Source organism: Cupriavidus taiwanensis, from assembly GCF_900250075.1.
Taxonomy (GTDB): Bacteria; Pseudomonadota; Gammaproteobacteria; order Burkholderiales; family Burkholderiaceae; genus Cupriavidus; species Cupriavidus taiwanensis_C.
Map to the genome: position 1 here is coordinate 271,789 of NZ_LT977070.1, position 24,305 is coordinate 296,093.

The 24,305-nt window shown below is 67.2% G+C and carries 24 protein-coding genes; 12 read left to right on the forward strand and 12 right to left on the reverse strand.

What is annotated here, in order from left to right:
* Positions 1 to 57 precede the first annotated feature (57 nt).
* The 4 genes from CBM2588_RS01185 to CBM2588_RS01200 are packed head-to-tail and all read left to right on the forward strand — an operon-like array spanning position 58 to position 2,990.
* Positions 58 to 948, forward strand: a complete 891-nt coding sequence (locus CBM2588_RS01185; RefSeq protein ID WP_115679009.1) for an SDR family NAD(P)-dependent oxidoreductase — start codon at positions 58 to 60, stop codon at positions 946 to 948.
* Positions 945 to 1,907 (forward strand): alpha/beta fold hydrolase, encoded by a 963-nt coding sequence (locus CBM2588_RS01190; protein WP_115679010.1) that lies wholly within the window; start codon positions 945 to 947, stop codon positions 1,905 to 1,907. Before CBM2588_RS01185 ends, CBM2588_RS01190 begins: the two co-directional genes overlap by 4 nt.
* Before the next feature lie 46 nt (positions 1,908 to 1,953).
* Positions 1,954 to 2,829: a metal-dependent hydrolase gene (locus CBM2588_RS01195; protein ID WP_115679011.1), complete on the forward strand. Its 876-nt coding sequence runs from the start codon at positions 1,954 to 1,956 to the stop codon at positions 2,827 to 2,829.
* Entirely contained in the window at positions 2,826 to 2,990 is a 165-nt protein-coding gene (locus CBM2588_RS01200; RefSeq protein ID WP_115679012.1) for a rubredoxin, read from the forward strand. The genes CBM2588_RS01195 and CBM2588_RS01200 overlap by 4 nt, the downstream gene beginning before the upstream one ends.
* A 21-nt stretch (positions 2,991 to 3,011) precedes the next feature.
* Here CBM2588_RS01200 and CBM2588_RS01205 read toward each other — a convergent pair whose 3' ends face one another.
* Positions 3,012 to 3,845, reverse strand: a complete 834-nt coding sequence (locus tag CBM2588_RS01205) for a MerR family transcriptional regulator (RefSeq protein ID WP_115679013.1) — start codon at positions 3,843 to 3,845, stop codon at positions 3,012 to 3,014.
* 93 nt (positions 3,846 to 3,938) lie between these two features.
* Between CBM2588_RS01205 and CBM2588_RS01210 the strand changes: the two genes are divergently transcribed.
* The 3 genes from CBM2588_RS01210 to CBM2588_RS01220 all read left to right on the forward strand — a co-directional run bounded on the left by CBM2588_RS01210 (position 3,939) and on the right by CBM2588_RS01220 (position 7,108).
* The gene (locus tag CBM2588_RS01210; RefSeq protein ID WP_115679014.1) at positions 3,939 to 4,904 is read left to right on the forward strand and encodes a LysR family transcriptional regulator; all 966 of its coding nucleotides are present in this window, start codon (positions 3,939 to 3,941) and stop codon (positions 4,902 to 4,904) included.
* Positions 4,905 to 5,034: 130 nt separating this feature from the next.
* On the forward strand, positions 5,035 to 6,021 hold the full coding sequence (locus tag CBM2588_RS01215) for a Bug family tripartite tricarboxylate transporter substrate binding protein (RefSeq protein ID WP_115679015.1): 987 nt from the start codon (positions 5,035 to 5,037) through the stop codon (positions 6,019 to 6,021).
* Between the two features lie 109 nt (positions 6,022 to 6,130).
* Complete coding sequence (locus tag CBM2588_RS01220; protein ID WP_115679016.1) at positions 6,131 to 7,108, forward strand: M14 family metallopeptidase; 978 nt, start codon at positions 6,131 to 6,133, stop codon at positions 7,106 to 7,108.
* A gap of 101 nt (positions 7,109 to 7,209) precedes the next feature.
* Here CBM2588_RS01220 and CBM2588_RS01225 read toward each other — a convergent pair whose 3' ends face one another.
* From CBM2588_RS01225 to CBM2588_RS01250, 6 genes are all read right to left on the reverse strand, one after another.
* Positions 7,210 to 7,752 carry an Sbal_3080 family lipoprotein gene (locus CBM2588_RS01225; RefSeq protein WP_115679017.1) on the reverse strand — a complete coding sequence of 181 codons (543 nt, stop codon included), beginning with the start codon at positions 7,750 to 7,752 and terminating at the stop codon, positions 7,210 to 7,212.
* A 141-nt stretch (positions 7,753 to 7,893) separates the two neighbouring features.
* Positions 7,894 to 8,094, reverse strand: coding sequence for a hypothetical protein (locus tag CBM2588_RS01230; protein WP_115679018.1), 201 nt, complete (start codon positions 8,092 to 8,094; stop codon positions 7,894 to 7,896).
* A 30-nt stretch (positions 8,095 to 8,124) separates the two neighbouring features.
* Entirely contained in the window at positions 8,125 to 8,706 is a 582-nt protein-coding gene (locus CBM2588_RS01235) for an OB-fold putative lipoprotein (RefSeq protein WP_115679019.1), read from the reverse strand.
* A gap of 182 nt (positions 8,707 to 8,888) precedes the next feature.
* Complete coding sequence (dinD, locus tag CBM2588_RS01240) at positions 8,889 to 9,758, reverse strand: DNA damage-inducible protein D (protein ID WP_115679020.1); 870 nt, start codon at positions 9,756 to 9,758, stop codon at positions 8,889 to 8,891.
* Between the two features lie 113 nt (positions 9,759 to 9,871).
* Positions 9,872 to 11,299, reverse strand: a complete 1,428-nt coding sequence (gene mnmE / locus CBM2588_RS01245; RefSeq protein WP_115681351.1) for a tRNA uridine-5-carboxymethylaminomethyl(34) synthesis GTPase MnmE — start codon at positions 11,297 to 11,299, stop codon at positions 9,872 to 9,874.
* Positions 11,300 to 11,390: 91 nt separating this feature from the next.
* Positions 11,391 to 12,206 (reverse strand): CHAD domain-containing protein, encoded by an 816-nt coding sequence (locus CBM2588_RS01250; RefSeq protein ID WP_115681352.1) that lies wholly within the window; start codon positions 12,204 to 12,206, stop codon positions 11,391 to 11,393.
* Between the two features lie 178 nt (positions 12,207 to 12,384).
* Between CBM2588_RS01250 and CBM2588_RS01255 the strand changes: the two genes are divergently transcribed.
* Together CBM2588_RS01255 and CBM2588_RS01260 are read left to right on the forward strand one after the other, a co-directional pair.
* Positions 12,385 to 12,822, forward strand: a complete 438-nt coding sequence (locus CBM2588_RS01255) for a PaaI family thioesterase (protein ID WP_062796033.1) — start codon at positions 12,385 to 12,387, stop codon at positions 12,820 to 12,822.
* Positions 12,823 to 12,859: 37 nt separating this feature from the next.
* Positions 12,860 to 13,246, forward strand: a complete 387-nt coding sequence (locus CBM2588_RS01260) for a VOC family protein (RefSeq protein WP_115663457.1) — start codon at positions 12,860 to 12,862, stop codon at positions 13,244 to 13,246.
* 31 nt (positions 13,247 to 13,277) lie between these two features.
* Here the strand turns inward: CBM2588_RS01260 and tam are convergent, their stop codons facing one another.
* The 5 genes from tam to rpmH all read right to left on the reverse strand — a co-directional run bounded on the left by tam (position 13,278) and on the right by rpmH (position 17,015).
* Positions 13,278 to 14,048, reverse strand: a complete 771-nt coding sequence (tam, locus tag CBM2588_RS01265) for a trans-aconitate 2-methyltransferase (protein WP_115679021.1) — start codon at positions 14,046 to 14,048, stop codon at positions 13,278 to 13,280.
* A 211-nt stretch (positions 14,049 to 14,259) separates the two neighbouring features.
* The gene (gene yidC, locus CBM2588_RS01270; protein ID WP_115679022.1) at positions 14,260 to 15,930 is read right to left on the reverse strand and encodes a membrane protein insertase YidC; all 1,671 of its coding nucleotides are present in this window, start codon (positions 15,928 to 15,930) and stop codon (positions 14,260 to 14,262) included.
* Between the two features lie 21 nt (positions 15,931 to 15,951).
* Positions 15,952 to 16,233 carry a membrane protein insertion efficiency factor YidD gene (gene yidD, locus CBM2588_RS01275; protein WP_082818812.1) on the reverse strand — a complete coding sequence of 94 codons (282 nt, stop codon included), beginning with the start codon at positions 16,231 to 16,233 and terminating at the stop codon, positions 15,952 to 15,954.
* 10 nt (positions 16,234 to 16,243) lie between these two features.
* Positions 16,244 to 16,708: a ribonuclease P protein component gene (rnpA, locus tag CBM2588_RS01280; RefSeq protein WP_115679023.1), complete on the reverse strand. Its 465-nt coding sequence runs from the start codon at positions 16,706 to 16,708 to the stop codon at positions 16,244 to 16,246.
* Between the two features lie 172 nt (positions 16,709 to 16,880).
* Positions 16,881 to 17,015, reverse strand: a complete 135-nt coding sequence (gene rpmH, locus CBM2588_RS01285; RefSeq protein ID WP_008650850.1) for a 50S ribosomal protein L34 — start codon at positions 17,013 to 17,015, stop codon at positions 16,881 to 16,883.
* Positions 17,016 to 17,832: 817 nt separating this feature from the next.
* Between rpmH and dnaA the strand changes: the two genes are divergently transcribed.
* From dnaA to gyrB, 3 genes are all read left to right on the forward strand, one after another.
* Positions 17,833 to 19,605, forward strand: a complete 1,773-nt coding sequence (dnaA, locus tag CBM2588_RS01290) for a chromosomal replication initiator protein DnaA (RefSeq protein ID WP_115679024.1) — start codon at positions 17,833 to 17,835, stop codon at positions 19,603 to 19,605.
* Positions 19,606 to 20,142: 537 nt separating this feature from the next.
* Entirely contained in the window at positions 20,143 to 21,258 is a 1,116-nt protein-coding gene (dnaN, locus tag CBM2588_RS01295; protein ID WP_012351345.1) for a DNA polymerase III subunit beta, read from the forward strand.
* A gap of 371 nt (positions 21,259 to 21,629) precedes the next feature.
* Positions 21,630 to 24,155, forward strand: a complete 2,526-nt coding sequence (gene gyrB, locus CBM2588_RS01300; protein WP_115679025.1) for a DNA topoisomerase (ATP-hydrolyzing) subunit B — start codon at positions 21,630 to 21,632, stop codon at positions 24,153 to 24,155.
* The last annotated feature ends 150 nt before the right edge of the window (positions 24,156 to 24,305 follow it).

Sequence of the window (24,305 nt, forward strand, 5' to 3'; positions counted from 1 at the left end):
CGCGCTTTTCCCCTGCTTTCCCTCAGAACAACGACACACACCGGAAGGAGACCGGACATGAAGGAGTTCCGCAACAAGGTTGCCGCGATCACCGGCGCCGGCTCGGGCATCGGCCGCGCACTGGCACTGGCGCTGGCGCGCGAGGGCTGCCAGCTGGCGCTGTCGGACCGCAACGAGGCCGGGCTGGCGCAGACCGCGGCGCAGGCCATGGCCGCCGCACCGCACGCCCGCATCAGCCAGCACACCGTCGACGTGGCCGACCGCGCCGCGGTCTATGCGTGGGCCGCGGCCGCCGCCGACGCGCACGGCCGCATCAACCTGATCTTCAACAACGCCGGCGTGGCGCTGTCCAGCACGGTCGAGGGCATGAGCTACGACGACCTGGAATGGATCATCGGCATCAACTTCTGGGGCGTGGTGTACGGTACCAAGGCCTTCCTGCCCTACCTGAAGGCCAGCGGCGACGGCCACGTGGTCAATACCTCGAGCATCTTCGGCATCTTCGCCCAGCCTGGCATGGGCGCCTACAACGCCAGCAAGTACGCGGTGCGCGGCTTCACCGAATCGCTGCGGCAGGAGCTGGACCTGATGGACTGCGGCGTGTCGGCCACCACCGTGCACCCCGGCGGGATCAAGACCAATATCGCGCAGGCCAGCCGGGTCTCGGCCAGCGTCAACGGCTTCCTGGTGCGCGACGCGCAGCACGGCAAGGACGAGTTCGAGAAATTCTTCATCACCTCGCCCGACAAGGCCGCGCGCGTGATCCTGGAGGGCGTGCGGCGCAACCGCCGGCGCGTGCTGATCGGTCCGGACGCCTACGCCGCCGACGCCATGGCGCGGCTGCTGCCCGCCGCCTACCAGTCGCTGGTGGTGCGCGAGACGCGCCGCAAGCGCGATCTGGGCAACGTGGTGGCGCCCGCACCGGTGGGCCAGGGAGAGCGTCCGTGAGCCGCCTGGCGATGGAAGCGGACGCCGCGCTGCTGGCGCCGCCGGGCACGCTGACGCGCTGGTTCGGGCAGGGCCGCGTGGGCCTGTTCAGCCTGTCGCGCGCGACGCTGGCGCAGCGCCATGCGCTGCCGGCCTCGCGCTGGGTGCGCGTGCTCGATGCGATGGTGCACTACACCGACGAAGGCCCCGCCGACGGCGACACCGTGGTGCTGATCCACGGCTTCGGCGCGTCGCTGCATACGTGGCAGGGCATCGTGCCGGCGCTGGCGCAACACTATCGCGTGCTGCGGCTGGACCTGGCTCCGTTCGGGCTGACCGGGCCGCTGCGCGATGGGCGCGGGCGCATCGAGACCATGGACGTGCACCGCTACCGCGACTTCATCGATGCCTTCCTGGCGGCGCTTCAGGTGCGCCGCGCCAGCGTCATCGGCAACTCGCTGGGCGGGCTGATCGCGTGGGACCTCGCGGTGCGCCGGCCCGGTGCGGTCGACAAGCTGGTGCTGATCGATGCCGCCGGCTTTCCGATGAAGCTGCCGGTCTATATCGACCTGTTCCGCCATGCGCCGGTGCGGTGGTCGGCGCCGTGGCTGCTGCCCGAGTGCATCATCCGCGCCGCCACGCGCGACGTCTATGGCGACGCCGCGCGCGTGCCCGAAGCCACCTTCCGCCGCTACGTGGACTTCTTCTATGCCGAAGGCAGCCGCGAGGCGGTCGGCAAGATGGTGCCGAAGCTGGACTTCGCCCAGCTCGACACCCACCTGCTCGGCAGCGTGCGGGCGCCCACGCTGGTGCTGTGGGGCGAGCGCGACCGCTGGATCCCGCCGGCGCATGCACAGGCCTTCGCCGAGCGCATCCCCGGCGCGCAGCTGCGCCGCTACGCGGGGCTGGGCCACGTGCCGATGGAAGAAGACCCGCAACGCGTGGCCGCAGACCTGCTGCCATTCCTGGACCGCCAATGAATCGCGCCGGCGCCGCGCGCGCCGGCTGTCACCCAAGGAGACCGCCATGATGCCAGTCCGCCGCGACGTGCATCCCCACCTGCCGCCGGAGCGCATCAGCGACTGGCACGAGCGGGGCCGCCACGTCACCCATTTCCTCAACACGCTGTCGATCTTCTTCCCCGCCGGGGAACGTTTCTTCATGGACAGCGTGCGCAACTACCGCGACCAGGTGAAGGACCCCGAGCTGAGCCGCGCCATTGCCGGCTTTATCGGCCAGGAAGCGATGCACACGCGCGAGCACATCCTCTACAACCGGCTGATGGAAGATGCCGGGCTGCCCGCCGCGGCGCTGGACCGCGCGGTGTGGAAGCTGCTGGACCTGCTGCGCAAGATCCTGCCCAGGTCATGGCAGCTGGCGCACACCATCGCGCTGGAGCACTACACCGCGATGCTGGCCGGCGGCGTGCTGAAGGACGTGCGCCACCTGGGCGCGAACTCGCAGGCCGGCTACCGGCAGGTGTGGACCTGGCACGCGCTGGAAGAAACCGAGCACAAGGCGGTCGCCTACGACGTCTGGAACACGGTGATGAAGCCTGGCCCGTACCGCTACTTCGTGCGCACCTTCACCATGCTGACCACCACGGTGACGTTCTGGGCCATGGTGTTCGTGTTCCATATCGCGCTGGTGATGGGCGACAAGGGCTGCCCCAACAAGCTGGGCGGGTTTGGCACCGCACTGCGTTTTTTGTGGGCATCGCCCGGCGCGCTGCCGCGCATGATCCCGGAGTGGCTCAGCTATTTCCGCCCCGGCTTCCATCCCTGGGACGACGACAACCGTGCCGAGCTGGCCCGCATCGATCCGCTGGTGCGGGAGATCGAAGACACCGCGCGCGCCGCCGGCGTCTCCACCCGGGCACCTTCGCTGCGGGGGGCGGCATGACCATCTGGCAGTGCCGCATCTGTGGATTCGTCTATGAAGAAGCGCTTGGCATGCCCGAGCACGGCATCGCGCCCGGCACACCGTGGGGCGCGGTCCCGCCGGAATGGAGCTGCCCGGACTGCGGCATGGCGAAAGCGGATTTCGACATGGTTGCGCTATAGGCGGCAAGGGGTGGATGAGGGCTAAGGCTTGGCGCCCCCGCCCTCGTCATCGTGCAGATGCTCGATGATCGCCGCCACCCGGTCCCCCAGGTACTTGTTGGCCGAGATCTCCAGCGCCCGCATCATCTCGGTCTCGGCCATCACCAGCGCCAGCGGGCGGATGCGCCACAGGATATCGACCAGCCGCGGCACGTCCTGCGGCGGCGGCAGCTTGCCCTCGCCGAAGCGGTCCAGCTCGCGCACCACGGTGGCGACGATCTGGTCCGACACCGCCTGGAAATGCCCGCGTGACTGCGCGATGATCTCCAGCACGTCTTCCAGCGCAAAGCCCGCGTGGGCGATCTCGGCCCCGGCGGCCAGCGCGCGCGGGCTGCGTGCCAGGTAGCCCAGCCCGTCCGGTTCCAGCAGCCCCAGCGAGATCGCCTTGGCCAGCGCTGGGCGCGAGATCGCCCGGCCGAACAGCCGCGCCAGCGCCAGGTAGGAATAGTGGCGCGGGGTCTCGTTGGTCCATGGGCTGCTGATCGCGGTTTCCAGCCCAAGGATGGAGCGCAGGTCATGCCCTTCGACGATGGCCTTGAGCAGTTCGGTGATATTGGCCAGCGTGTAGCCGCGCGCCAGCAGGTGGTGGATCAGCTTGAGCCGTCCCAGGTGCGCCTGCGTGTAGATGCCCACGCGCCCGCGCCGCTGCGGCGGGTCGATCAGGCCGCGGTCCTGGTACGAGCGCACGTTGCGCACCGTGGTGCCGGCCACGCGCGCCAGTTCGTCGATGGTGTATTCCGGGGCAGGCGGCGGTCCGGCTGCGGCGGACCCCGGGCGGGACGGAGGCGAGGGTTGGCGGCGCCGGGTCAGTGTCATGCCGAAAATTCTAACCGAGGAACGCGGCCGCCAAAGTGGCGGCGGGTTTTGCCGATAATGAAGGCCTTGCCCCCAACCCTGACCGCCGTTTCCATGCATATCCGCTGGCTCGAAGACTTCGTCTGCCTGGCCCAGGCCGGCAGCCTCGCGCGCGCCGCCGAGCTGCGCAACGTGACCCCGCCCGCCTTTGGCCGGCGCATGCAGGCACTGGAGGTCTGGGCCGGTGCCCCGCTGATCGACCGCAGCGCCTTCCCGGTGCGGCTGACCGCCGAAGGGCGCCAGTTCCTGGAAGCGGCGCAGAGCGCGCTGCGCACCCTCGACGATACCCGCCTGGCGCTGCGCGCCGCCCACCGCGCCGACGCCAGCACCGTGACCATTGCCACCGGCAAGACGCTCGCGCGCTCGATGGTGCCGGCCTGGCTCGCGGGCCTGCGCGAGGCGCTGCGCCAGGATCCCGCCGCGGCGGGTTTCCGCACGCGCCTGTCGACCTTCCCGATGCACGACGCGCTGGCGATGTTCGCCGAGGGCGATGCCGACTTCCTGCTGTGCTACAGCCCGCCCGACCTGCCGGTGATGCTGGACGACGCGCGCTACCAGTTCCACCTGGCCGGCGTGGAGCGGCTGGTGTGCGTCAGCGCGGCCGACGCGCGCGGCGCGCCGCTGCACCGGCTGGGCACGGGCAAGGTCGCCGGCAAGACCGCGCCCGCGCCGGTGCCGATGATCGCCTACGCCGAGACCCTGACGCTGGGCCGCATGGTCAACCAGGAGATCGCGCGCCGCAAGCTGGCGCCGCGCCTGGACGTGATCGCGGTCAGCGACTTTGCCGAGTCGGTGCACGAGATGGTGCGCCAGCGCATGGGCCTGGCCTGGCTGCCCGCGCGGCTGATTGCCGACGACCTGCGCGACGGCCGGCTGGTGCGCGCCATCGCCGCCGCGCGCGGGCACGACGGTGCTGACGGCGGCGACCTGGCGCTCGACATCCGCCTGTACCGCCCGCGCGCGCCCATGCGGCCGCTGGCCGAGGCCTTCTGGCAGGCGGCGGTGCAGGCGCCCCGCTGAACCGTCCCCCGCGCTGATATTGCCGCCATTGCCGAATCGGCAACCGGGGTTGCCAAAGCCGCACGCCGCGCCGGTCCCGCGCTTCTAACATCGGTCCACAACCATGATTCCGGGACCCCGAGCCAATACCATGAAGACCACCCTGCGCGCGGCCGCTGCCGCACTCTGCCTTGCTGCTTGCGCCGGCGCCGTTTCCACCGCCGCCGCCGCGACCGATGCCTGGCCTGGCAAGCCGATCACGCTGGTGGTGGGCTACACCGCCGGCGGCAGCGTCGACCTGGTGGCCCGCACCATCGCCCCGGAACTGGGCAAGCGCCTGGGCCAGAGCGTGGTGATCGAAAACCTGGGCGGCGCCGGCGGCACCATCGGCGCGTCCAAGGTGGTCAAGGCCGAGGCCGACGGCTACACGCTGCTGATGGGCTCGGGCAGTGAAGTGTCGATCGCCCGCCTGACCAACCCGGCGGTGCGCTACGACGGCGAGAAGGACCTGGCGCCGGTGACCTTTGTCGGCACCCAGCCGATGGTGCTGGTCGGCAAGCCCGGCCTGCCGGCCAAGAACGCCGCCGAGCTGATCGCGCTGGCCAAGGCCCAGCCGGGCAAGCTGGCCTACGCCTCGTCCGGCGTCGGCACCCCGCTGAACCTGGCGGGCGAGCTGATCAAGCAGCAGGGCCAGGTCAATATCACCCATGTGCCCTACAAGGGCGCTTCAGCCATGGCGACCGACCTGCTCGGCGGCCAGATCGACCTGGCGGTGATGGTGCTGTCGTCGGCGCTGCCGCATATCCAGGCCAACCGCGTGCAGGCCTACGGCGTGACCGGCGCCAAGCGCTCGCCGGTGGCGCCGAACGTGCCGGCGCTGGCCGAGACCCCGGCGCTCAAGGGGGTGGACATGGGCGTCTGGTTCGGCCTGATGGGCCCCGCCAAGCTGCCGCAGCCGGTGGTGGCGCGCCTGAACACCGAGATGCAGGCCGTGCTGGCGATGCCGGACGTGAAGAGGAAGCTGGCCGAGGCCGGCGTGGAAGTGGCGCCCGCCAATCCGGCGCAGTTCGGCAGCTTTATCAAGCGCGAGACCGGGCGCTATCGCACCATCGTGCAGACGGCGGGGATCCAGCAGTAAGGGGAATGGCGAGGCGGCGCCACTCCTTGCCGCCGCCTGCACACTCCCTGTCCCTATCACATGACCCGGCAGGCACTGACCTGCCAGGCACCCTGAACGCACCGACTTCATGACCCGCCAGCCCACCGCACCCCTCGAAGCCTACCCCGTCGACGTCGCCTTCCCCGACATCCGCCCCTACGCCGCCGGCAACACCGGCATCCCCTACCTCTACACCTTCGACAGCGGCCAGCCCGGCCCGCATGTGATGGTCAACGCGCTGACCCACGGCAACGAGGTCTGCGGCGCCATCGCCGTCAAGGCGCTGCTGGACCACGGCCTGCGTCCGCGCCGCGGCCGCCTGACGCTGGCCTTTGCCAACGTCGATGCCTACCACCGCTTCGATCCCGCCAGCCCGGATGCCTCGCGCTTCGTCGACCAGGACTTCAACCGGGTCTGGACCGCCAAGGTGCTCGATGACGCCAGGCGCGATTCATCGGAACTGCGCCGCGCACGCGCCATGCGCCCGGTGATCGATACCGTCGACCTGCTGCTGGACCTGCATTCCATGCATGAGAAGAGCCGGCCGCTGATCGTCTCCGGCCCGCTGGACAAGGGCATCGCCCTGTCGCGCGCGCTGGGTGCGCCGGCCGATGTGATCGTCGACGAAGGCCACCCGGAAGGCCGCCGCATGCGCGACTACGATGGCTTCGGCGATGCCGCCAGCCCGCGCAATGCGCTGCTGATCGAATGCGGCCAGCACTGGGAACCGGCCGCCGTGACGGTGGCGCAGGACAGTACCGCGCGCTTCCTGCTGCATGCCGGCATCGTCGACGCAAGCGACCTGCCTGCCGGCTGGCTGCAGCCGCTGACCGCCGCGCAGCGCGTGGTGCGCGTGACCGAGCCGGTGGTGGCCACCAGCATGGAGTTCCGCTTTGCCGGCCCCTACACCGGGCTGGAGACCTTTACCGAGGCCGGGACCGTAATCGGCTGGCGCGACGGCGAGCCGGTGGTGACGCCGTATCCGGATTGCGTGCTGGTGATGCCGTCGCTGCGCCAGTTGCGCCCGGGCGTGACCGTGGTGCGCCTGGGCCGGCTGGAGCGCTGACCCGGGTACGCTGGGCCGGGAGCGGCTGCGCCCGGCAGGATGCGGTGCACAGGCTCATGGCGCGGCCCTCCGGTTGACTGTAGGTGGGGTAAGCGGAAGGGCTAGGCGGCCGGCGCGGGCGCCGTGTCCTCCGGCGGCGGAGGCGGCAGCATGCCGGGGAACAGTTGCTCGACCAGCTCATCGAGCTTGGACGACGGCTGCACGAAGTTGCTCAGGTTCAGCCCGCCGGCGCTGCGGTTGGCGTTGTAGATGGCCTTGCCGACCCGGTCGCCATTGAGAAACACGGTGATGTCGGCGTTGTTCAGGTAGGTCTTCCAGTACCAGGCGCCGCGCGCGGTGTACAGCGCCACCATCGGGCACGATGCGATCGAGGTCTGCGCCTGCAGCACCTTCACCTCGAAATTGCGCCGCCGCAGCGACGACAGGAAGTTCTCGACAAAGTCATTGCCGCTGACCGGGTTCACCACCACGCACAGCAGCGTGCCGTGGGCGCCGTAGTTGCCCAGCGGGCCGCCGCCGGCCGGCAGCTGGAACGCGACAACGGGATCGGTGGGGTCAAGGCGGTCGACCGGCGTCACGGCCTGGTAGGTCGAGCAGCCGGTGAGCAGCAGGCCCACGCAGGCCGTCAGCAGTGCATGGTTCATGGAATGTCCTGGGGGCTGGGCGGCGCGCCACGACAAGGCGCAATGGCCACCGCATACCTTCACACTGTAGGCGCCGGCAGGCCAATCCAATCGGCCGAACAGAAGCGCAAACCGGCCGCTTCTGGCGTGGCGGATGGCGCCTCAGCCGCCCGCGCCGCCCTGCGCCAGCCGGCCCACCAGCACCAGGCAGAGCGCGGCCAGGCACACACCGACCACCGCCACCTGCACGCGCGTCACGGGTTTGCCGCCGAACAGCGTCTGGCTGAGCCAGGCGGGCGAGATCACGCCGATGACGGTCGCCACCATGATCAGGATGGCAAGGACGGACAGCACGGAATGCATGGCGGGTAACTCCGGAATCGACGGGTTCGATCAGTTGGCGCCGCCGCGCAGCAGGCAGTCGCGCAGCAGCGGCATGCCGTCGGCCAGGCCGGCGCCGTTGCACTCCACCGCCACCTTCTGGCCGCGCCGCACCATGGTGGCGCGCGCTTCCACTTCGCACTCGCGCCCGGCCGGTCCGCAGATCTGGCGCGGCAGCAGCAGCGCGCGCACATTGGCGCCGGGGTCGTTGGTGCGGATGTCGACAAAGACCTGCTCGCCCTCGCGGCGGATGCCGCTGGCCACGCCTTCGACGATCAGGTACTGGTCCAGGTAATTGCGATCCGCTTGCGCGGCATTGTCGCGGTACGCCTTCAGCAGCGCATCGGCCTGCAGTTGCGGCAGGCGGTCGGCGGGGCGTTGCGGGTCGATGCTGACCGGGTCCAGCGTGCCGTTGCGCGGCACGCCGCGCACCTCGCTCGCCGGCACCGCGCTGGCCGCGGCCTGCGCATCGGTCGGCGTGTCGGGCACGGCGCCGCCGACATCGTCGCGGCGGTCATTGCCGGCAAACCACAACATGCCAAGGACGGCCACGGCGACGATGGCAACGAGGATCTGCTGGGTGCGGTTCAACATCGGGAAGGTCCTGCGTAGTAAAAGCGGAAGGCGGAGGGCGAAGCGCGCATTATGCGCCCTGCCTGCCGCAAAAGCGCGCGATCGCCAGGCCCAGGGCCAGCGCGACCATCGGGCGGCAGTCGCCCTTGTGCCGAAGGTGACGAGGGTCAGGCGCATGGAAGTAGCAATGGCCTGCCGTCGGGTCAGAAATTTTCCGGTGTGGACTTGTCCGAGTCGTTTTGTAACCGACGCTGTTCGCGTTCGATCTGCTTGATGCTCTTCTCCGGCGTGGGCAGCTTTTCGGGCATGGTGCCGCCAAGGTCCGCGATGGTTTGCCGCACCTTTGCGCCCACCTCATAGTGGGTGTGGTTCGCTTGTTTCTTGCCCTGAACGCTCTCCCGGCGCAGCTTCTCTTCCGTCTGCGTTGCGCGGAACAGGTTAGCGGCCAGTTCCGTGCTGCCCATGTGGTCAAGGATCTTCTGACTCTTCTTCAGGCCTTTGGACGCGTGAATATCCTTGGCACCGAAGCCGCCATAAAGCCCCTTGTAGCCGTGGTCCTGGAATACCGCGTAGTCCATCGCCGTTTCAACGCCAGCGCTCTTGGCTGCAGCAGTCAACGCCTTGTTATGCTCAGTCAACTCTCCGCGCAGCATCAAGCGGCGTCCATCTTCGGAGAGCTTGCGGAAGCGCGACGCCTCAGCCAACTCCTGTCGCCTGGTCTGAAGCGCGAAGTACGTTTGACCGTTGGCAATCACCGGCTTGGACGGGTCGCCGTTTTGCACGATCAGGTAACAGGCGTAGCGCGACAGACGAAAGTCCGCGATAGGCCGCTTCGCGCTCGATCCTATCTGGACCATCTTGGTGGTGTCACCGAAATGGTCAGGGACCTCATGTCCGGATTGGGTACAGGCGATCTTGGCCTTTTCGACTACCTGGACGAAATTGCGCCAATCCTGGTAGTCCAGCAGTGGAGCCAGTTCTCGAGCGAACCAATACTCTTCGCCCGCTGAACCAACCTGCCTGATCCGCTCAAAGGACGGCGCGGATGGGGCTCCATCAATCGTATCGGACATGGCGTAACTCCTCATCGAACCGGCATTGCTGACGAAGCGCCATTGTCTTACGTTTACTGTATGGATGTACAGTGCCGGCGATGGGCAGGCGGTTGCCCATGCCCCGCCTCTTCCTACTTCCCAATACAAAACCGCGTAAAAATCGTCCCCAGCAGATCATCGCTGGTGAACTCGCCGGTAATGCTGTTCAGGTGTTCCTGCGCCAGCCGCAGTTCTTCCGCGAACAGGTCCAGCGCCTGGGCCTGGCGCTGGCTTTGTTCGGCGGCCACGTCCAGGTGCGATTGCGCCTGCCGCAGCGCGGTCAGGTGCCGCTCGCGCGCGAGGAAGGTGCCTTCGTTGCCGGATTGCCAGCCCACCAGCCGGAGCAGTTCGCGGCGCAGCAGTTCGATGCCGGCGCCGGTGCGCGCCGAGATCCAGATCTCGGTCGGGTTGGGGCCGTTGGCGGCGACCACGTGCGGGCGGTTGCCGCCGAACATGACCTCGCCCACCGCGGGGGCCTTGTCGATCTTGTTGACCACGCGCACGATCGGCGCGCCCGGCGGCAGCTGGCCGCTGAGCTTGTCGTCGATGGCGTCGTCGATCTCGGACAGGCCGTGGCGCAGGTAGTCGGTGGCGTCGACCAGGTGCAGCACGATGTCGGCGCGGCGGATGGCGTCCCAGGTGCGTTCGATGCCGATGCGCTCGACTTCGTCGGTGGCTTCCTCGCGCAGGCCGGCGGTGTCGATGATATGCAGCGGGATGCCGTCGATCTGGATGGTCTCGCGCACGCGGTCGCGCGTGGTGCCGGCGATCGGCGTGACGATGGCCAGTTCCGCGCCGGCCAGCGCGTTCAGCAGCGACGACTTGCCCACGTTGGGCTGGCCCGCCAGCACCACCGACAGCCCCTCGCGCAGCAGCGCGCCCTGGCGCGCCTGCGCCAGCACCGCGCCAAGTTCATCGCGGATGGTGGCAAGCTGGCCGCGCGCGTCGGACTGCTCCAGGAAATCGATCTCTTCCTCGGGGAAATCCAGCGTGGCCTCGACCAGCATGCGCAGGTGGATGACCTTGTCCACCAGCTGGCGGATGGCGTTGGAGAACTCGCCCTCCATCGAGCGCGCGGCCGAGCGCGCCGCGGCCTCGGTGCTGGCTTCGATCAGGTCGGCCACGGCCTCGGCCTGGGCCAGGTCGAGCTTGTCGTTAAGGAAGGCGCGGCGCGTGAACTCGCCGGGTTCGGCCAGGCGCAGGCCGATGCCGTCGCCGGCCTGCAGGCAGCGCGTCAGCAGCATCTGCATCACCACCGGGCCGCCGTGGCCCTGCAGCTCCAGCACTTCCTCGCCGGTATAGGAGTTGGGCGCCGGGAAATACAGTGCCAGGCCGTGGTCGATGACCTTGCCGTTGCCATCGAGAAACGGCAGGTAGGTGGCGTGGCGCGGCTTCAGTGCCTGGCCGCAGACGGCGCGCATCACGGGGCCGACATCGGGGCCGGACACGCGCACCACGCCGATGCCGCCGCGGCCGGGCGCGGTGGCGATGGCGGCAATGGGAAGCTGGGGAGCAGTCATGGCGGTATTGTCGCAGATCGGGTGCGGTTGGCGTGGCACGCGCTGGAACACGCTGGAACGCTATGGCGGGCCGCCATGGCTGGCGGGACGGTCAGCTGGCGCCGGGCAACGGCGGCGCCTCGTCCGGCATCGCCTGCATGTCCAGGCACTCGGCCATCAGACGGCGCGCGACGACGCTATCGACCTGCCGGCCCAGGCGGGCCTGCCGCTTGACCAGCTTGGCGTGCAGGCGCCTGGTATAGCGCGCCGGCAGCACCGGCGCCAGTGCTTCGATCACATAGCGCAGACGCTTGCCGGCGATGCGCTGCGCGTGCACCGCGGCGGGATCGCCCTTGCGGGCATGCCGGGCCAGTGCCCGCAGCTGCTTGCGGCCGCGGCGCACGCGCCGGCGCGCAAAGGTGGCCAGGCGGGCGCCGTCGCCGCGGGCGCGGGCGGCGAGTTGCGCCAGGTGCGCAAGGTCGCGATGCAGCGCGGGCAGTGGCCAGTCGCGGTAAGTGGCCAGTGTCGCCAGCATCGCTGCGCGCGCGGTCTCGCGGCGCTGCCGGGCGGTGTCGGCGATGGCGGCCAGTATCGTGTCTTGCGGCTCCAGTTCGCGGGCCGGGCCGATGGTCTCGGCCAGGAACACATCCCAGTCGCGCACCGTGGTGGTGGCGCGGGCCAGCGTGCGCAGGTCGCGCTTCCAGCGGTCGCGCTCCTGCCGCGGCAGGGCCGGGCCCATGGCCCACACGACCGCGCGCGCCCGGCGCAGGGCGATGCGCAACTGGTGCAGGTCTTCCGGGTCGTCGCGGCGCTGCAGCGGGTCCAGGCACGCGTCGATGCGCGCCAGGCTGGCTTGCGCCAGCGCGGCAAAGGCTGCGGCGGGCCGCGCCTTGCGGCGCAGCTTGGGAGACTGGGCGTCGGCGTTCATGGCGGACTGCATGCGGTCAGGCGCGCACGCGAAACGCAGATGCCTTCAGTGTAGGCGACAGCACGCGCTTGGGCGGTATGCGGCGCCAGCGCCGCTTCGGCGGTTGACACGCCCCGTCCTTCAGGCTGGAATGCGCAGATTCGCCAGGACCAGCGCCCTGACCCACGAGGAAACCGCCATGACCACCGAACAGGAACGGCTTCTGCTGCGCGACACCATCGAGGCCGGCTTCCGCCAGGCCGCCTTCGTCAACGACGTCGGCATCGCGCTGGCCGACTGCGGGCCCGGCTGGTGCGAGTCCACGCTAGCCATCACGGCGCGCCACCTGCAGCACGGCGGCATCGTCCACGCGGGCGTGCAGGCCACCATGGCCGACCACACCGCCGGCGCGGCCGCATCCACCATCCTGGAGGCGGGCCAGCACGTGGTCACCGCGGAATTCAAGATCAACCTGCTGCGGGCCGTGCGCAGCGAACGGCTGCGCTGCCGGGCCGACGTGCTCAAGTCCGGCCGCTCCATCATCGTGGTCGAGGCCGACGTGTTTGCCGACGTCCACGGCGAATCCGTGCTGGTCAGCCGGCTCAACGCCACCATGAGCGTGCTGGACCTGGCCTGAGATCCTCTCTCTCCCATCTCGACAAAGGAAGCCACCCATGATCGACCACACCGGTGTCAGCGTCAGCGATTACGAGAAAAGCCGCGCCTTCTACCAGGCCGCGCTGGGCGCCATCGGCTACGTGCTGGACAAGGAGTTCCCGGCCAGCGTCACCGGCAGCACCGATGTCGCCGGCTTCGGCACGCCTGGCCATCCCGATTTCTGGATCCACCGCGGCACGCCCAACCAGCCGCCGGTGCACGTGGCGTTCCGCGTCGACAGCCGCGCGACCGTCGATGCGTTCCATCGCGCGGCACTGGCCGCGGGCGGGCGCGACAACGGCGCACCCGGCCTGCGCGCGCACTACCACCCCGACTACTACGGCGCCTTCGTGCTGGACCCGGACGGCCACAACATCGAGGCGGTCTGCCACAAGCCCGCTTGATGCGGGTTCAGCGGCGGATTCAGCGGCGGGTTCAGCGCGTCGCGACGATAAACAGGCGCGGGAACGGCAGCAGCACCGAGCCGTCCGGCAGCGCCGGGTACGCGTTGGCGATCTCGGTCTGGTAACGGGCCAGGTAGGCGGCACGCTCGGCCTCGTCCAGCGGCTGCAGGAACGGGCGCAGGCCGCTGCCCTTGAACCACTCCACCACCGCGGCCGGGCCACCGGCGAGCGGATGGTGATAGGTGGTCAGCCACACGTCCACGCGCTGGCACAGCGGGCGCAGCAGCTCGTAGTACCAGCGCGCCGGCGCGCGTTCGGCGCGGGCCTTGCTGGCGCCGGCAAGCTTGTCGCCCCACGGGCCTTCTGCCGCCACCCGGCGCATCAGCTGGTGCGCGGGTTCTTCCAGGTTGTCCGGCATCTGCACGGCTAGCGTGCCACCCGGGGAAAGCTTCGACACCAGTTCGGGAAACAAGCGGGCGTGGTCGGGCAGCCACTGCAGCACCGCGTTGGCGAGGATCACGTCGTACGGGCCGGCCTCGTCCCAGGCGCCGATGTCGGCCACGCGGAACTGCACGTCGGGCAGGCGCTTGCGCGCGGCGTCGATCATGTCCTGCGAGCTGTCCAGCCCGGTTACCGAGGCGCCGGCATAGCGCGCCAGCAGCACCTCGGTGGAGTTGCCGGGACCGCAGCCGATATCCACCGCGCTGCGCGCGATCTCGTTGGGAATGGCTGCCACCAGGTCACGGACCGGGCGGGTGCGTTCGTCTTCGAAGGCGACGTATTGGTGGGCGGACCAGCTCATGGGGATCTCCTGATATCGGGCGCAGGTCAGTAGGATACGCCTGCAGTAGCCAACGCAGACCAGCCGTAGCCAACACCGCTTGAACCAGGCTCCCCTCTCCCGCGCGCGTGAGAGAGGAGCAAACCGGTGGCAGGCACAGGCCATCGGTCGGCAAAAAACAAAAAGCCCGGCATCTCTGCCGGGCTTTCCGTCACCGCATCTTGCAACAGGCTCAGCTCTTGGCCACCACGGCCGTCTTGCCCTTGCCCAGCATCCGGTTGATCTGCCACTGCTGCGCGATCGACAGGATGTTGTTCACCACCCAGTACAGCACCAGGCCGGCCGGGAAGAAGAAGAACATCACCGAGAACACCAGCGGCATGATCGTCATCACCTTGGCCTGCACCGGATCCGGCGGGGTCGGGTTCAGCTTGGTCTGCACGAACATCGACACGGCCATCACGATCGGCAGGATGTAGAACGGATCCGGCACCGACAGGTCCTTGATCCAGCCCAGCCACGGCGCGCCGCGCATTTCCACCGACGACAGCAGCACCCAGTACAGCGCGATGAACACCGGGATCTGGATCACGATCGGCAGGCAGCCGCCGAGCGGGTTGACCTTCTCGGTGCGGTACAGGCCCATCATCTCCTGGTTCATCTTCTGCGGGTCGTTCTTGTAACGCTCGCGGATCGCGGTCATGCGCGGCTGCAGGTCCTTCATCTTGCCCATGGACTTGTAGCTTGCCGCCGACAGCGGGAAGAACACCAGCTTGATCAGCACCGTCAGCGCGATGATCGACCAGCCCCAGTTGCCCAGGAAGCCGTGCAGCTTTTCCAGCAGCCAGAACAGCGGCTTGGCCAGGATGGTCAGCCAGCCGTAGTCCTTCACCAGCTCCAGGCCCGGGGCGATCTTCTCGAGCATGTGCTCTTCCTGCGGGCCGGCGAACAGGCGTGCATCGGTGCTCACGCTCGCGCCCGGGGCCAGTTGGCCCAGCGGCTGCTGCACGCCCACGCGGTACAGGTGCGGATCGATCTGCTGCACGTAGAAGCTGCGCTCCTTGCCGGTCTGCGGAATCCACGCCGAGGCAAAGTAGTGCTGCACCATCGCCACCCAGCCGTTATTGGCGGCGGCCGGCACGGTGGCCTTGCCCTTGGCGATGTCTTCGAAGTCGATCTTGTGGTACTTGTCGGCGTCGGTGTAGACCGCCGGACCGGTGAAGGTGCTGTAGAACTGCGACTGCTCGACCTTGCTGCCGTCGCGCGCCAGTTCCAGGTACAGCGTCGGCGAGACCGGCGCGGTGCCCGCGTTGGTGACGTCGAACTTGCTGTCGACCACGTAGCTGCCCTTGCGGAAGGTGTAGGTCTTGACCAGCTTCACGCCGTTCTTCTCGGCGCTCAGCACCACCTGCAGCTGCTCGGCGCCGTCCAGCGTGCGCGGGCCCGGGGCCGCGGTGAACAGCGTGGTGTGGTTGGGCAGGTCGCCGCCGATCAGGCCCGAGCGGGCCATGTAGGTGCGCACGTTGTCGCGCTCGAACAGCACCACCGGCTTGCCGTCCTTCTCATGCTCCTTGAGCAGCTCCAGGCGCGACACGATGCCGCCGGCGGTGTCGATCTCGGCGCGCACCGTGTCGGTGGTCACCACGATCTTCTCGCCGGTGGGCTGGGCCGCGGCCTGCGGCGCGGCGCCCGCGGCCGGGGCGGCTGCGCCCGGCTGGACGTTGGCCTTGGGCACGTCGCCCTGCGCGGCCGCGCCGCTGGCGGCCGGCGCCGAAGCGGCCTGCTGCTGCGTCGTGCTCGGGAAGAACATCGACGCATGGCCGTTGGCGCGCTGCCAGTTGTCGTAGAGCAGCACGAGGGACATCGAGAAGATGACCCAGAGGATGGTGCGTTTGATATCCATGTCTGGCTGTGGTCGGAAAAATCAGGGTCTGGGCAGACGGATTGCCACGGGCGCACGGCCTGTGGCGGCATGGACTGGCGTGTCTGCTTCCGTGCCCGGCACGGGATCATACCCGCCTTGGGCGAAAGGATGGCAGCGGCACAGCCGGCAGGCGGCCATCCAGCTGCCGCGCGCGGCGCCATGATGGACGATGGCGTCGCGGGCGTAGTCGGAACAGGTCGGCAGGAAGCGGCACTGCGAGCCCAGGTAAGGGCTGAGGGCGATCTTGTAGACGCGCAGCAGGGCTAGCAGGATTCGCTTCATGGCGGGGCGGTCAGGCTGGCTGGCCTGGTGGCTGGCTTGGCGAGGGGCTCGCCGGCGGCGCCGCGGTGGGCGGTGCCGGGGGCGAGGCAGGCGGCGCGGGCGGCGGCAGTGGCTTTGCCGCTACGTCGAGCAGGCTGGCGATTTCCGCCGCGCATGCCCTTCGGACCGCCGCGCGCGTGGCAAATTCCACGCGCGGGAACTTCGCTTGCAGGCGCAGCAGCACGTCGCGACCCGCCAGTTGTTCACGGCGCTGGCGGAACAGCTCGCGCGCCATGCGCTTCACCAGGTTGCGCTCGGCGGCGCGCGGCGCGAACTTCTTGCCCACCACCACGCCCAGGCGGCCTTCCGGCCGGTCATTGGGGCGTACATAGAGCACGAAGTGGGTGCTGCGCCGCCGGGGCCGCAAAGCAAAAACGGATGAAAACTCATCCGTCTTTGTAAGCCTCGCGGCTTTGGGGAAGGCATGGGCTGACACGCTGGGTGACACTGGCAAGCGCTGGCAAATAAGACTGCTGGCGCGAAGCGGCGCCCTGCGGCAAGCTGCCGGCCGACCTGAAGCCGGGGCGGTGGGCATTGACGGCCGCGCGGCACGGCTGCGGTACGCTGCAGCCGGCGCCGGGCGCGCCGTCAGGCCGGTCGCCCGGGCCTCAGATGGCCAGGCGCTTGCGGCCCTTGGCGCGACGAGCGTTGATGACGGCACGGCCGCCGCGGGTCTTCATGCGCACGCGGAAACCGTGGGTACGCTTGCGGCGGGTAACGGAAGGTTGGTAGGTACGTTTCATGTTGCACTCTCTGGTTGATCTTGGCTCGCCCGACTCCGGCCGGTGCCGGGGTGCCGTGGCCGCCGCGTATGGTTCGCATGGGGTTGCCGCTTGCGAGGGAACTGCAGCGGCGTGTCCGACGATTCTGGTTCTGTCTTAGCTGCCGGCCGAAGGGCGCGCGCTGCAGGCAGGTAGCCTGTGGGCGCGGACGGCACGGACAGGCCAGACCCGGCGATGCGCATACGTGATCCCCTGCCGCATCGCAGAACCCGCCATTTAAACGATTTTCCGCGACGCTGTCAAGGCAGCAGTCTGTGTGCGACGGCACAATCGCCACACTGCCGCAAGCCCCGTGGTGCGCCATTGTCCACAACAGCCGGTGGGTAACCAATAGTGCCCCGAAGGACACCTCCAGCGCCGCCATCCACAGGCGAAGTCCCTGTTTTGCCTGAGTTTTTGCCCCTTTTTGCCTCCCGGAAACCCGCATGGGAGCAAGGGTTGTGCACATCAATCCACTGCATTTGCACAAGTTGTCCACAGACTTATCCTTTGTGGATAACTCAGGGGCGGGGGTACAATCCGGGTCCAAACACAACACGGGCTGCGTGGCGCAGGCGCAACCCGGGCTCCCACCGCGGCAACGCATGACTTTACGCACGCCAGTGCGGCGAACCGGAAGGCTCGCTGGCGGCTGCATGGCATGCCGCGGCGGCCTCGACCTTGGGAATGGATTCCCAATAGAGCCGAGGCGGCCCGGATCACGCGGCGCATACGCCGCCCGTGGCGTACCCGGGCCGCCGGCAAGGCGGCAACGGGTGCGACTACTTAACAACAAACAATGCAAGATTTCTGGCAGGCGGCAGCCGCGCAACTCGAGCGCGAACTGACGCCGCAACAGTTCAAAACGTGGATCAAGCCGCTGGCGCCCGTTGCGTTCGATGAAGAAACGCATGCGCTGCGGATTGCTGCGCCCAACCGTTTCAAGCTCGACTGGGTCAAGAGTCAGTTTTCGGGGCGCATCACCGCCCTGGCCTGCGAATACTGGGAAGCGCAGGTCAGCGTCCAGTTCGTGCTCGATCCCGCCGCGTCGGGGCGTGCCGCTGCCTACATGCAGCCGGCCCAGCCCGGCATGGGCGCGGGCGGCATGGAGCGCATGGAACATCACGCAGCCCCGGGTACGGGCATGGGTGGCTATCCCGGCGCCCAGCCCGTTCAGCCGATGGGTGGCCAGGCCCCGTTTGCCATGCCTGGCCAGCCGGCGCAGCCCGGCTATGGCGAATACCCGAGCGCGGCCGCGTATGGCCTGGGGCAGCCGCAATACGGCAATCCGGGCAACCCCGGCAACCCGGCCGGCATGCCCTCCGCCGCCCCGCTTCCGGCCGGCGCGCGCCACCAGGGCATGGGCCAGCATCCCGGCCAGCACCACCCGCAGCACAGCGCCGAGCTGGGCGAGATCGACGTGGTCCAGATGGACCCCGCCGAAGCCAGCGCCCGCTCCTATCGCGCGCCGCAGCAGGGCCAGCACCCGCATGCCGCGATGGGCAACGCTGTGCAGATGCCCGGCCACCAGCCCAGCGACACGGTGCATGAGCGCTCGCGCCTGAACCCGATCCTGACCTTCGACAACTTCGTCACTGGCAAGGCCAACCAGCTGGCGCGCGCCGCCGCCATCCAGGTGGCCAACAACCCGGGCAAGTCCTACAACCCGCTGTATCTCTATGGCGGCGTGGGCCTGGGCAAGACCCACCTGATCCACTCCATCGGCAACCACATGCTGATGGAGAACCCGCGCGCGCGCATCCGCTACATCCACGCCGAGCAGTACGTGTCCGACGTGGTCAAGGCCTACCAGCGCAAGGCGTTCGACGAGTTCAAGCGCTACTACCACTCGCTGGACCTGCTGCTGATCGACGATATCCAGTTCTTCTCCGGCAAGAACCGCACGCAGGAAGAGTTCTTCTACGCCTTCGAGGCCCTGATCGCCAACCGGGCGCAGGTGATCATCACCAGCGATACCTACCCCAAGGAGATCACCGGCATCGACGACCGCCTGATCTCGCGCTTCGATTCCGGCCTGACCGTGGCGATCGAGCCGCCCGAGCTGGAAATGCGCGTGGCGATCCTGATGAAGAAGGCCGCCGCCGAGAACGTCAACGTTCCGGAAGAGGTCGCCTTCTTCGTCGCCAAGCACCTGCGGTCCAACGTGCGCGAGCTGGAAGGCGCGCTGCGCAAGATCCTGGCGTTCAGCAACTTCCACGGCAAGGACATCACCATCGAGGTGACGCGCGAAGCGCTGAAGGACCTGCTGACCGTGCAGAACCGCCAGATCTCTGTGGAGAACATCCAGAAGACCTGCGCGGATTTCTACAACATCAAGGTCGCTGACATGTATTCGAAAAAGCGGCCTGCCAATATTGCACGGCCGCGCCAGATCGCGATGTACCTGGCCAAGGAGCTGACGCAGAAGAGCCTGCCGGAGATCGGCGAACTCTTCGGCGGCCGCGACCACACCACCGTGCTGCACGCCGTGCGCAAGATTGCCGACGAACGCAGCAAGGATGCGCAGCTCAACCATGAGCTGCACGTGCTGGAGCAGACGCTCAAGGGCTAAATGCCGAACCGCGCGCCATGGCCGCGAGCGACGGCAAGGGTGCGAACGCAACAACCACCGTCACCGCAGAAGCGCAACGGCAAGGGCGAGCGCAACAACCACCGTCGTCCCCGCGAATGCGGGGATCCAGTGACTTTGTTGTCCCCGTAGGGGACGTTTAAAGACGCTAGGTTTCCGCCTCCGCGGGAACGACGGAGTAGAAGTCAGTTTTGAAGGGCCAGCCCCCGAGGCTGGCATACTGTAGGGTGTGCGTCACGGGATGCCGTGGCGCCTGGGGAATTAACGTCAGCGACGCCGGGGCAAGTGTCCGGAAAGTGGCCACTGATAAGGCTTTGCGGTGAGTCGGGACGGGATGGCAAAAACGATTGGCGCCAGCGTGGCTTTTTGGGCACAGCTGGCCCGCCGGCCGGTCCCGCCCCGCTTCACCGCAGCGGCTTATCCTTGGTACAATGGCACATTAACTCCTTGATTCCTAAGTGAATTTGGAGTTGTTTGCGTTCTGCGGTCGCCGATTACAAACGACGAAGGATAAATTCAATGCAATTGGTCAAAACCTCGCGAGACAACCTGCTGCGTCCGCTGCAAATCGTGAGCGGCATCGTGGAGCGCCGCCACACCCTCCCGATCCTGGCCAACCTGCTGATTCGCAAGTCCGGGTCGAACGTATCCTTCCTGTCGACCGACATCGAAATCCAGATCACCACGCATGCGGAATGCGGCGTCGGCAATGACAGCGTCGCCACCACCGTGGCCGCGCGCAAGCTGCTGGACATCCTGCGCGCCATGCCCGACGGCGACGTCGCCCTGTCGCTCAACGACAAGCGCATGACCGTGCAATCCGGCAAGAGCCGCTTTGCCCTGCAGACGCTGGCCGCCGAAGAATTCCCGACCGTGGCCGAAGCCAGCGAATTTAACGCCAGCGTCAGCCTGCCGCAGAAGACCTTCAAGCACCTGCTGGCGATGGTCCACTTCGCCATGGCGCAGCAGGACATCCGCTACTACCTGAACGGCATGCTGCTGGTGGTGGAAGGCAAGAAGGTCATGGCAGTCGCCACCGACGGCCACCGCCTGGCCTACTGCGGCGTCGAGCTGGAAAACGAAGCGGCTGGTGTCGGCTCGCGCCAGGAAGTCATCATCCCGCGCAAGACCATCCTGGAACTGCAGCGCCTGCTGGAAGACAACGACGATCCGGTCACGGTGCAGCTGGCCGCCAACCAGGTCAAGTTCACGTTCGCCAATATCGAACTGATCTCCAAGCTGGTCGAAGGCAAGTTCCCGGACTTCCAGCGCGTGATCCCCAAGGGCTACAAGAACGCCTTCGCGATCGACCGCGTGCAGCTGCAGCAGGCGCTGCAACGCACCGCGATCCTGACCACCGACAAATTCAAGGGCGTGCGCTGCATCCTCGACACGCACATGCTCAAGATCAGCTCCACCAACGCCGACCAGGAAGAGGCGCAGGAAGAGCTGGAACTCGATTACTCGGGCGACGCGCTCGATATCGGCTTCAACGTGACCTACCTGCTCGACGTGCTTGCCAACCTGAAGACCGAGCAGGTGCAGGTCAGCCTCGGCGACTCGAATTCGAGTGCGCTGATCACCGTGCCGGACGACGACAACTTCAAGTACGTCGTCATGCCGATGCGCATCTGATGACCGGGCCGAAGACATCGACGACCTGACAACCATGGAGCCATGCAAGCCCACGTCGTCCCCGCGAAAGCGGGGACCCAGCGTCTTTAACGACGCTGGATTCCCGCTTTCGCGGGAATGACGGTGGTGGTTTCATGTGGTGCGCATCAGCAAGGACACCAGAACCGGAGCAGCAAACGGCACGCTACGACACCCGGCCCGGCCGGAAGTCCTGGGAATGACCATCCCGCCGCGGGGGCAGGATCGTTACGACGATCCGCCCCTTTTGCCGTTTTTAGTAACCCGCCATGCGGACCCATCGCGCCCCGCCGCCGGCATGCCAGCCATGCCCGCCCGGCCCCGATTCCGCATTCGCCGTAAGTAGGAAAGACATGACCGAACAGCAGAAACCGCAACAGGAAAACACCTACGGAGCCTCCTCGATCCAGATCCTGGAAGGCCTGGAGGCGGTACGCAAGCGCCCGGGCATGTATATCGGCGACACCTCCGACGGCACCGGCCTGCATCACCTCGTGTTCGAGGTGCTGGACAACTCCATCGACGAAGCGCTGGCCGGCTACTGCACCGAGATCCAGGTCACCATCCACAGCGACAACTCGATCTCCATCGTCGACAACGGCCGCGGCATCCCGCCCCTGGTCAAGTTCGACGACAAGCACGAACCCAAGCGCAGCGCGGCGGAGATCGCCATGACCGAGCTGCACGCCGGCGGCAAGTTCAACCAGAACAGCTACAAGGTATCGGGCGGCCTGCACGGCGTGGGCGTGTCGTGCGTGAACGCGCTGTCCAAGTGGCTGCGCCTGACCGTGCGCCGCGACGGCCAGGTCCACCTGATCGAATTCGCCAAGGGCGAAGTGCAGAACCGCATCATCGAGACCGTGCCCGGCCCCGACGGCCAGCCCGTTGAAGTCTCGCCGATGAAGATCACCGGCGCCACCGACAAGCGCGGCACCGAAGTCCACTTCCTGGCCGATGAAGAAATCTTCACCAACGTCGAGTTCCACTACGAGATCCTGTCCAAGCGCATCCGCGAGCTCTCGTTCCTGAACAACGGCGTCCATATCAAGCTGGTCGACCAGCGCACCGGCAAGGAAGAAGACTTTGCCTTCTCCGGCGGCGTGAAGGGCTTTGTCGAGTACATCAACCGCGCCAAGAGCGTGCTGCATCCCAACATCTTCTACGCCAACACCGAAAAAGACGGCATCGGCGTGGAAGTGGCCATGCAGTGGAACGACGGCTACAACGAGCAGGTGCTCTGCTTCACCAACAACATCCCGCAGCGGGATGGCGGCACCCACCTGACCGGCCTGCGCGCCGCGATGACCCGCGTCATCAACAAGTACATCGAAGAAAACGAAGTCGCCAAGAAAGCCAAGGTGGAAACCACCGGCGACGACATGCGCGAAGGCCTGGCCTGCGTGCTGTCCGTGAAGGTGCCCGAGCCCAAGTTCAGCTCGCAGACCAAGGACAAGCTGGTCTCGTCAGAAGTGCGCCTGCCCGTGGAAGAACTGGTCAGCAAGGCCCTGACCGACTTCCTGCTGGAAACGCCCAACGACGCCAAGACCATCTGCGGCAAGATCGTAGACGCCGCCCGCGCCCGCGAAGCCGCCCGCAAGGCCCGCGAAATGACCCGCCGCAAGGGCGTGATGGACGGCATGGGCCTGCCCGGCAAGCTGGCCGACTGCCAGGAAAAAGACCCCGCCCAGTCCGAACTCTTCCTGGTCGAGGGCGACTCCGCAGGCGGCTCCGCCAAGCAGGGCCGCGACCGTAAGTTCCAGGCCATCCTGCCGCTCAAGGGCAAGATCCTGAACGTAGAGCGCGCCCGCTTCGACAAGATGCTGTCCAGCCAGGAAGTGCTGACCCTGATCACCGCGCTGGGCACCGGCATCGGCAAGGACGACTACAACCTGGAAAAGCTGCGCTACCACCGCATCATCATCATGACTGACGCGGACGTGGATGGATCGCACATCCGGACGCTGCTGCTGACGTTCTTCTATCGGCAGATGCCTGACATTATCGAGCGCGGGTATGTGTATATCGCGCAGCCGCCGCTGTACAAGATCAAGCATGGCAAGGAAGAGCGGTATATCAAGGATGATGTTGAGCTCAATGCTTATTTGTTGAAGTTGGCGATGGAGAAGGCGTCGTTGGTGAGGCCGGATGGTAGTGAGATCAGTGGTGATGCGCTGACTGAACTGGCTCGTCAGTACCAATTGACGGAAGGTGTGATTGGGCGCTTGTCGCGGGTTGTGGATACCGACGCGCTGCGTGCGATTGCGGATGGTGTGACGCTGGATCTGGATAGTGCTGCGGCGGCGGAGGCTTCAGCGGTGGCGTTGAAGGCTAAGCTGGCTGAGATGCATGCCAAGACGTTGATTGGTGCTGCGGTGAATGATGATGGCACTGCTGATGTGTATGCCCAGTTTGACGAAAAGACTGACAAGCATCGGCTGATGATTGCGCGGCGTCATCATGGGAACGTGCGGTTGTCGCATTTGGATGCTGATTTTGTTCATGGGGCGGATTACGCTGCGCTCTCCAATGCTGCGAAGACCTTCCAGGGGCTGACGCCGGAAGGGACTAAGGTGCAGCGGGGTGAAGGCGAAAAGCTGCGGGATCAGACCGTGAATGATTTCCACGGGGCTATGCAGTGGTTGCTTGCTGAAGCCGAGCGTGGCGTTTCTCGTCAGCGCTATAAGGGTCTTGGTGAGATGAACCCTGAGCAGCTGTTTGAGACGACGCTCGACGTTACGCAGCGGCGGCTGCTGAAGGTGCAGATCGAGGATGCTATTGCTGCCGACCAAATCTTTACCACGCTGATGGGGGATGAGGTGGAGCCGCGGCGGAACTTTATTGAGAGTAATGCGTTGGTGGCGCGGAATATTGATGTTTGACCGCCAAATTGTAGAAACTGGATTAGCCGGACCACGAGCGCTTTTGCCGGGACTGGAAAACCTGGCTGCCGTGCAGTTTTCGCCGACGGTGAGCCAGGACTGTAGGTCGGTTCGCCCATCACTGGGCGTAGCTCAAGCAGTCGGCGAGGT